Origin of the sequence: Saccharopolyspora sp. 6M (assembly GCF_020176775.1) — a bacterium.
GTDB lineage: Bacteria > Actinomycetota > Actinomycetes > Mycobacteriales > Pseudonocardiaceae > Saccharopolyspora_C > Saccharopolyspora_C gregorii.
This window is the reverse complement of the sequence record NZ_JAIUJZ010000079.1, coordinates 1-8070: the sequence shown is the minus strand read 5'-3', so window position 1 is coordinate 8070 and position 8070 is coordinate 1. Positions and strand designations below refer to the sequence as shown.

The 8070-nt window shown below is 73.6% G+C and carries 9 protein-coding genes; 3 read left to right on the top strand and 6 right to left on the bottom strand.

The features are described from left to right. Positions 1 to 166 precede the first annotated feature (166 nt). Complete coding sequence (locus LCD31_RS12725; RefSeq protein WP_224958253.1) at positions 167 to 1165, bottom strand: NAD(P)-dependent alcohol dehydrogenase; 999 nt, start codon at positions 1163 to 1165, stop codon at positions 167 to 169. 81 nt (positions 1166 to 1246) lie between these two features. Between LCD31_RS12725 and LCD31_RS12720 the strand changes: the two genes are divergently transcribed. Continuing rightward, positions 1247 to 2137, top strand: coding sequence for an AraC family transcriptional regulator (locus LCD31_RS12720; protein WP_224958251.1), 891 nt, complete (start codon positions 1247 to 1249; stop codon positions 2135 to 2137). A gap of 126 nt (positions 2138 to 2263) precedes the next feature. Here the strand turns inward: LCD31_RS12720 and LCD31_RS12715 are convergent, their stop codons facing one another. After that, the gene (locus LCD31_RS12715; protein ID WP_224958257.1) at positions 2264 to 3538 is read right to left on the bottom strand and encodes an MFS transporter; all 1275 of its coding nucleotides are present in this window, start codon (positions 3536 to 3538) and stop codon (positions 2264 to 2266) included. 445 nt (positions 3539 to 3983) lie between these two features. Between LCD31_RS12715 and LCD31_RS29770 the strand changes: the two genes are divergently transcribed. Then, a complete protein-coding gene (locus tag LCD31_RS29770; RefSeq protein WP_374201653.1) occupies positions 3984 to 4061 on the top strand; it encodes a putative leader peptide in 78 nt (25 codons plus the stop codon). Between the two features lie 61 nt (positions 4062 to 4122). Continuing rightward, positions 4123 to 5448 carry an MFS transporter gene (locus LCD31_RS12710; protein WP_224958249.1) on the top strand — a complete coding sequence of 442 codons (1326 nt, stop codon included), beginning with the start codon at positions 4123 to 4125 and terminating at the stop codon, positions 5446 to 5448. On the opposite strand, the gene LCD31_RS12705 is transcribed toward LCD31_RS12710, so the two are convergent. From LCD31_RS12705 to LCD31_RS12690, 4 genes are all read right to left on the bottom strand, one after another. Then, the gene (locus tag LCD31_RS12705; protein WP_224958247.1) at positions 5449 to 5637 is read right to left on the bottom strand and encodes a DUF397 domain-containing protein; all 189 of its coding nucleotides are present in this window, start codon (positions 5635 to 5637) and stop codon (positions 5449 to 5451) included. Between the two features lie 10 nt (positions 5638 to 5647). After that, positions 5648 to 5983, bottom strand: a complete 336-nt coding sequence (locus LCD31_RS12700; protein ID WP_224958255.1) for a Scr1 family TA system antitoxin-like transcriptional regulator — start codon at positions 5981 to 5983, stop codon at positions 5648 to 5650. Positions 5984 to 5993: 10 nt separating this feature from the next. Further along, positions 5994 to 6317, bottom strand: a complete 324-nt coding sequence (locus tag LCD31_RS12695; RefSeq protein ID WP_224958245.1) for a hypothetical protein — start codon at positions 6315 to 6317, stop codon at positions 5994 to 5996. A 256-nt stretch (positions 6318 to 6573) separates the two neighbouring features. Beyond that, a complete protein-coding gene (locus LCD31_RS12690) occupies positions 6574 to 7716 on the bottom strand; it encodes an LLM class flavin-dependent oxidoreductase (protein ID WP_224958243.1) in 1143 nt (380 codons plus the stop codon). Positions 7717 to 8070 lie beyond the last annotated feature (354 nt).

The window sequence follows — 8070 nt, the reverse complement described above, 5'->3', positions numbered from 1 at the left end:
CTCCGCCCCCCCCGGCCGGCCCCCCCCCCCCCCCCGGCGCCCCGGGGGGGGGGGGCGGGGCGCGGGGGGGGGGCCGGGGGGGGGGGGGGGGCCCCCCCCCGGCGGCCCCCGGGGGGGGCCCCCCCCACCTCGGTGCTCCGCGAACCGAGTTCGGCAACAGTCGAGTTCAGTCCCCGATGACGACCTTGCCGATCGTGTCCTTGGTGGCGAAGTGGGTGAACGCGTCGGGGGCTTCGTCGAAGGGGAAGGCCCGGTCGATGAGCGGGTGCAGCCGGTGCTGTTCGAGGACGCGGATCATCCGTTCGAAGTCGCTGCGGCTGCCGACCGCGATGGCCCGCAGCGTCGCCCCGCGGCCCAGGAACGCCCCGAGGTCCAGGCCCGCCCCGTCGGCGAGGTTCCCGACCAGCGAGATCAGCCCGCCGTGGGCGAGGGCGCGCAGCGACTGCCCGATGGTCCCGGCCCCACCGATCTCCACCACCCGGTCCACGCCGCGTCCCCCGGTGCGCGCCCGCACCTCGTCGCCCCATTCCGGGACGGCGGTGCGGTCGACGACCTCGGTGGCCCCGAGCTCGCGCAGCCACCGCGCCTTCACCGGGCCGGACGTGGTGATCAGCACCCGCGCCCCGGCCAGGCGGGCGAACTGCAGCGCGAACATGGAGACGCCGCCGGAGCCCTGCAGCAGCACCGAGTCACCGGCACCGATGCCGTCGAGCGCGGAGAACGCGGTGAGCGCGGCGCAGGGCAGCGTCGCGGCCTCCTCGAACGACAGGTGTTCCGGCACCGGTAGCACGGAGTGCTCGGCGACGGCGACGTGCTCGGCGAGCCATCCGTCGCGCTGCACCCCGTACAGCTCGCCCCAGCCGTCGAGCGTCCCGTGCAGCCACTCCGGGTGGAAGGTGCTCATCACCCGGTCCCCCACCTGGAAGCGGCGCACCCCCGCGCCGACCGCGTCGACGGTGCCCGCGGCGTCGGACAGCGGGATCCGCCCGGGCGGCACCGGCATCGAGTAGCGCCCTGCCACGATCCGCAGGTCGCGGGCGTTGATCGAGCGGGCCCGGACCCGCACCAGCACCTCCCCGGCGGCCGGGGTCGGCACCGGGCGTTCCCGCGGCCGGAGCGGTCCGCCGTCCCCGGACACCTCGAACGTGCGCATCAGTCGTCCCATGCCCTCGACCGTAGACCGGCACCGCTGGACGGCACGTACCCTTCCGTCCATGATTCGGTGCAGTTCGTCCAGGGGCGGCGCGTGGACCCGGTAGACGACCTCCTCGCCACCATGCGGATCGAGGAGTCCCGGTACGTGCGGATGGCGGCGCGCGCGCCGTGGGGCATCGCGTTCCGCTCCCGGCAGGTGGCGCGGCTGGTGCTGATCACGACCGGATCGTGCTGGCTGACCGGGGCGAGCCTGCCCGAGCCGGTGCGGCTGACCGCGGACGACTGCGTCCTGGTGCGCGCGGGCACCGAGTTCGCGCTGCAGGACGAGCCGGGGCGCCCGCTGGTGGACTGCGAGGGCGCGGTCCGGTTCGGCGGGGACGGGGAGCTCACCGAACTGGTGTCCGCCCGGTTCAGCTTCGACGCGGTCGCCGCGGACGCGCTGTTCGGGCTGCTGCCGCCGCTGTTCCGGCTGCGCCTGGACACGGTGGCCGGCGAGCTGCTGCGCGGCACGTTCGACCTGATCGCGCGGGAGTCCGCGGCGGCGGGGCTCGGCTCCGGGTTCGTCACGAGCCGCCTGTCCGACGTGCTGTTCGTGCAGGCGGTGCGCGCCTGCTGCGCGGACGTCGGCGGCGGCACCGTCGGCTGGGTCGCGGCGCTGCGGGATCCGCGGCTGGCCGGTGCGGTGCGGGCGCTGCACGCGGACCTGGCGCACCCGTGGACGGTGCGGTCGCTGGCGCAGGTGGCCGGGATGTCGCGGTCGGCGTTCGCGGCGCTGTTCAAGGAGCGGACCGGCGACACGCCGCTGAGCTACCTGGCGGCGTGGCGGACGTACCGCGCGAAGGCGCTGCTGCGGGAGACCTCGTTGAGCGTGCAGGAGATCGCGGTGCGCGTCGGCCACCCCACCGGCACCGCGCTGAGCCGCGCGTTCCTGCGCCGCGAAGGCGTCTCCCCCACCACGTGGCGCGCGACCCGCACGCGGTGAACGGCCCGCCTCCCCGCGGAACGGACCGCTCGCCGGAGGCGGTCCCCGCTCGGGCCGATCACCTGCGGCGATCAGCAGGCCGAACGGCTCGCACGACCGGTCGGGCGGGCCGTTCAGCCGGGGTGATCAGCGCGTCGCGACCACCGGGGCCGGGTCGTCCTGGAGGTCCCAGCGGCGGCGGCGCAGCACCACCGGCACCTGGTCCCCGCGGTCCTGCGCGGTGAGCACGGCCGCGCGCACCCGGCGCCACCACACCGCGGTGCGGAACGCGCTCAGCAACAGCACCACGACGAGCGCGAGCAGCGCCACCCGGTACCCGCCGCCCGCCAGCTGCAGCACCAGGCCGACGGCGAGCACGCTGAGCGCGGTGGCGCTGTGCCCGCCGACGTTGGCGATGCCGGTGGCGGTGCCCACCTGGCTGATCGGGTTGTAGTCGCGGACCAGCGCGAACGCGACGCTGGAGACGGGCCCGCCCATCGCGAACACCAGGAACGCCCCGCACACCACGGGCAGCGGCGGCCGCGCGAAGCTCAGCAGCACCAGCCAGGTCAGCCCGTTGGCCGCGAGGTAGCCGAGCACGAGCGGCATCCGGCAGGCGGGGAACCGCCCGATGATCGCGCCGACGAGCGGCCCGCCCGCGACCTGCCCGATGATCAGCAGGCTGAGCAGGACGCTCGCGGTGGCGGGCGGCACGCCGACGCCTTCGACCAGGTACGGGTAGCCCCACAGCAGGCTCAGCGCGTTGGGCACGAACATGGTGCCGAAGTGCGCCCAGAACGCGAGCCGGGTTCCCGGGATCGCCCACGCCGAGCGCACCTTCCGCAGGATGGCGCCGGCGTCCTCGGCGCCGGAGGTGGTGCCGGGCACATCGCGCACCACGCCGGTCGTCACGCCCGCATAGGCGGCGGTGATCGCGCCGACGAGCAGGAACGTCCACGTCCAGCCGAGGGCCCCGAGCAGCGCGGTCAGCGGGAAGGTGGCGGCGACGCCGCCGAGCGCGCCCGCCGCGGCGGACAAGGTGGCGACGAGCGCGTACTGGCGGGCGGAGAACCGGGTGGCCACGAGCCGCAGGATGCTCACCCAGGTCAGCGCGTCACCGACGCCGAGCACGCCGCGCGCCAGCAGCCCCATCGGGTAGGAGGTGGCGAGAGCGAACAGCAGCTGCCCGCAGCCGAGCAGCAGCACCGCGGCGGTGAGCACGCGACGGGACCCGAACCGGTCCACCAGGAGCCCGGTGGGGATCTGCATGGCGGCGTAGATCCCGACCTGCAGCACGGTGAACGCGCTCAACGCGGCGGGCCCGACCTCGAACCGGTCGATGGCGAGCGGGCCGGCGACGCCGAGCGTTCCGCGGTGGAACACGGCCGCGAGGTAGGTGAGGACGGCGGCGCCCCAGATCAGCCACGCCTGCCGCGCCCCGCTTTCCGCTGATCGGGACGGCGGTGGGGTGCTGCCCGGGTTCGCCGAGGTGGCGGCCACTCGGGTGATCGGTGGCGGTGCCCCGCCGCTGCGATCACGGTCGTCCGATTGCCGACTCTCCGGTCGGTCGCCTGCCACGTCGTGCCCCTTCCGCGCTTTTTCCGGTTCCGCACTCATCGTCGTCGGCCGAGCGCGAGAAGTTAGCGCCCGAAAGCGTGGAATCCGCCACAGTGACCATCCACAGTGGACACAACGTGGTCCGGTCCGCCCAGACGCGCACCGCATCCGCCCGAACCCGCTGGCCCGCGGGGACCTCCGCCCCGTCCCGGCGGCGAGCGGGGACGCGACCGCATCCCAGCATCCGGGACGAGGTGGGCATCGACACCGGTTCGTTGACAGCGGTGGCGGCCGTTCCTAGCGTCGTCGCGTGCGACCGGCCCTGCTCACCTCGCGCCACCACGTGGATCTGCTGCGGGTGGCGTCCGCGGCCTGTTCGGACTCCTGACCGCCCCCGCACCGGCCGCGCCCGCGCGCCGCACCCCGCCGCAGCCAGGAGTCCGCCGAGCATGACCACCGCCCTGACCGAGCCGGCCGAGCACGGCTCGTCGGCGAAGAACGTCCGCACCGTCATCACGTCGAGCCTCATCGGCACGACCGTCGAGTGGTACGACTTCTTCCTGTACAGCACCGCCGCCAGCCTGGTGTTCGACAAGCTGTTCTTCCCGACCGCCGATCCGGCCGTCGGCACGATGCTGGCGTTCACCACCTTCTTCGTCGGGTTCGTGGCCCGGCCGCTGGGCGGCGTGCTGTTCGGCCACATCGGCGACCGCATCGGCCGCAAGCGCACCCTCGTCACCACGATGGTCGTGATGGGGCTGGCCACGGCGGCGATGGGCGCGCTGCCGACCTACGAGCAGGTGGGCATGTGGGCGCCGCTGCTGCTGGTGCTGCTGCGGCTGTTCCAGGGCCTGGCGATCGGTGGCGAGTGGGCCGGGGCGGTGCTGATGGCCGTCGAGTACGCGCCACCCGGCAAGCGCTCGTCCTACGGTTCCTGGCCGCAGGTGGGCCTCGCGCTCGGCCTCGGCCTGGGCACCGGGTTGTTCGCGCTGCTGGGCAACGTGCTCGACGACGAGCAGTTCCTCGGCTACGGCTGGCGGATCGCGTTCGGGCTGAGCCTGGTGCTGGTGCTGGTCGGCCTGGTGATCCGGCTGCGGGTGGCGGAGACGCCCGCGTTCCAGCAGATGCGGGAGTTGCAGGGCACCGCGCGGGTGCCGTTCCTGGAGCTGTTCCGGGACCGGGCGACCCGCCGCAACACGGTGCTGGGCCTGCTGTCGCGGTACTCGGAGGGCGCGGCGTTCAACACCTGGGCGGTGTTCTTCCTGACCTACGCGACCGGCACGCTCGGCCTGCCGCGCAACGACGTGCTCATCGGCGTGATGGCGGCGGCGCTGGTGCTGGCCGTGCTGATCCCCGTGGTGGGGCGGATCGGCGACCGGCGTTCCCCGCGGCTGCTGTACGCGCTCGGCTCGGCGCTGTTCGCGCTGTCGGTGTACCCGGCGTTCCTGGCGTTCCAGCTGCGCAGCCCGCTGCTGACCGGCGTGGTGATCGTGCTGGTGCTGGGCGTGGTGCACTCGGTGATCTACGCGCCGCAGGGCACGTTCTACGCCCAGCTGTCGCCGGTGCGGCTGCGCTACACCGGCATGTCGTTCATCTACCAGTTCTCCGGGATCTACGCCTCGGGCCTCACGCCGCTGATCGTCACGGCGCTGCTCGCGGCGGGCGACGGCACCCCGTGGCTGGCGTGCGGCTACCTGGTCGCGACGGGCGCGATCGGAGCGACGGCGACCCTGCTGCTCCGCCGCGAAGACCTCCACTTCACCACCGGGCGGTGATCAGCGGCGGAAGCCGTCCTGCTTCACGCGCTCGATGAAGCCGCCGAACACCGCATCGGACAGCCGGAGGTGCGCTCCCGCCGGGTCCTTGGAGTCGCGGACCGCCGGGAACCCACCCCGTCGAGCGGTCTCGACGCAGTTGCTGCCCTGAGCGCTCCGCGACGACTTCTTCCACCCCGCGTCGGACACGCCCTGCTCCTCACTGACGACGTCGGAACTCGTCGGCCCGTTCACGCACCAACGCCACCGATTGATCAACATCCAGAGCAGAGTGGTGCAATTCGCCGAACAGCCTGGACAGCTCTGAGGTCTCCCTCGAACTGTCCACGATCCGGCCGCTCAGCGGTGTGTCCACGAATGCGATGTCGCCGGTGTTCGCGGGGAATCGCACGACGGCGAAAGACCCCTGCGGACCGATGTGCGCACCGGCGTCGAACGCCAGCACTTGAAGGACGACGTTGTCCTTCGCCGCGTGCTCCAGCAGGGCATCCAGCTGGGCGCTCATCGTGGCCACATCTCCGACGACCCGGTGCAGCGGTTCCGGGCTAGCTCCGGACGAAGGAGAGCTCGACGGACGCCAAGAACTGCTCGACGTCGGCCAGCTGCCAGCCGATCGGGGCGAGCGCCTTCTCGATCCGCTCGATCTCGCGGCGCACCTGCCGCATCGACGTTCGCCGGAGGTTCACGTCGAAACCGGCGACGAACACCGGCCTCCCCGCCTCGTGGTCCCGCCTCGCTTCCGACACGAGCTTCGACATGTAGTAGGCGTGCAGCAACCCCACGACGTCCTCCCCAGAACGAGCGGGCGAGTCCACGGCGAACACCTCCGCGCGCCCGATGTTCGAACCGTACGGAGGAACGTCCGGCACGAACACGCGTCCGCGCCGGATCTGCCGTGCGGGTCCGGATCTCCCGGCGAAATCCGGCGCTCGGCGAACCGGATCGCGCGGCGAAGCAGACCACCCGCCGAAGGGGATCACCCGGCGAAGCCGATCAACCGCCCGAGCGGATCACCCACCGAACAAGATCATCCGGCGACCGGCTCACCCGCCCGAGCAGATCACGCGCCGAAGGGATCACCCGGCGAAGGGGATCACCGGCCGAGCAGATCACCCGGCGAAGGGGTCACTCCGCGAACGGGATCGCCTGCGCCGCAACGGGTTCCGGGGCGCCCGGGTGCCGCCACAGGCCCTTGCGCTCCAGGATCGGCAGCACGCCTTCGCCGAACCAGTACGCCTCCTCCAGGTGCGGGTGCCCGGAGAGCACGAACTCGTCCAGGCCCAGCGCCGCGTACTCCTCGATGCGGGACGCGACCTCCTCGTGGCTGCCGACGAGCGCGGTGCCCGCGCCGCCGCGCACCAGGCCCACCCCGGCCCACAGGTTCGGGTAGATCTCCAGGTCGTCGGACTTGCCGCCGTGCAGCTCCAGCATCCGCCGCTGGCCTTCCGACTCGCTGCGGGACAGGCCCTGCTGCACCTGCTCGATCGTCGCCGGGTCCAGCGCGTCCAGCAGCCGCCGTGCCTCCGCCCACGCCTGCTCCGAGGTGTCCCGGCTGATCACGTGCAGCCGGATGCCGAAGCGCGGCGTGCGGCCCTGCTCGGCGGCGAGCGACTTGATCCAGGCGATCTTCTCGGCGACCTTCGCCGGCGGCTCGCCCCACGTCAGGTACACGTCCGAGTGCTTCGCGGCGACCGCACCCGCCGCGGGCGAGGAACCGCCGAAGTAGACCTCCGGCACCGGGTCCGGCGTGCGGGTCAGCTCCGCGCCCTCCACCCGCACGTGCTCGCCGCTGAAGTCCACCCGCTCGCCGCGCCACAACGAGCGCACCACGTGCAGGAACTCGTCGGCGCGCGCGTAACGGCCCTCCTTGTCCAGGAAGTCGCCGTAGGCGCGTTGCTCGTGGCTCTCCCCGCCGGTGACGACGTTCAGCAGCAACCTGCCGCCGGAGTGCCGCTGGTAGGTCGCCGCCATCTGCGCGCCCAGGGTCGGCGACAGCAGGCCGGGCCGGAACGCCACCAGGAACTTCAGCCGCTCGGTGACCTCGGTGAGCATCGCCGTGGACAGCCACGCGTCCTCGCACCACGCGCCCGTCGGCGTCAGCGCGCCCTCGAAGCCCAGCTGCTCGGCGCTGCGCGCGATCTGCCCCAGGTAGGCCAGCGTCGCCGGGCGAGCCCCGCCCGCCGTGGAGGTCTTCACCCCGTGACCGCCGCCGACGAGGTAGCGGCTGTCGCCGTAGGTGGGCAGGAACCAGTGGAACGTGAGCGGCATCGGGCTTCTCCGGAACGGGTGCGAAGGAGGACGTCAGGGCGCGCTGCGGCGGGAACCGCCCGCGACGGGACGAAAACCCGGCGGCGGAACCCCGCGCGCGGGGCAGTGGCGTCAGCCGCGACAGCGCTGCGCCGCGACGCGCACGAAGTCCACGTGGCGGCGTCGGGTCAGCAGCGGCGGGATCACTTTTCCATCCGAGCAAAGGCCCTGTGCGCTGTCAATGAGTCCTTCTTCATGCCACCGGCCCGGGGGGGGGGGGGGGGGGGGGGGGGGGGGGCGCCCCCCCCCCCCCCCCGCCCCCCCCGCCGCCCCCCCCCCCCGCGCCCCGGCGCCCCCCCCCCGCCCGCGCGGGCC

What these genes read in the sequence shown, in the direction of transcription:
- LCD31_RS12710 (WP_224958249.1), top strand. Translation starts at nt 4,123, where the DNA reads ATGACCACCGCCCTGACCGAGCCGGCCGAGCACGGCTCGTCGGCGAAG.
- LCD31_RS12725 (WP_224958253.1), bottom strand. Translation starts at nt 1,165, where the DNA reads ATGGGACGACTGATGCGCACGTTCGAGGTGTCCGGGGACGGCGGACCG.
- LCD31_RS12690 (WP_224958243.1), bottom strand. Translation starts at nt 7,716, where the DNA reads ATGCCGCTCACGTTCCACTGGTTCCTGCCCACCTACGGCGACAGCCGC.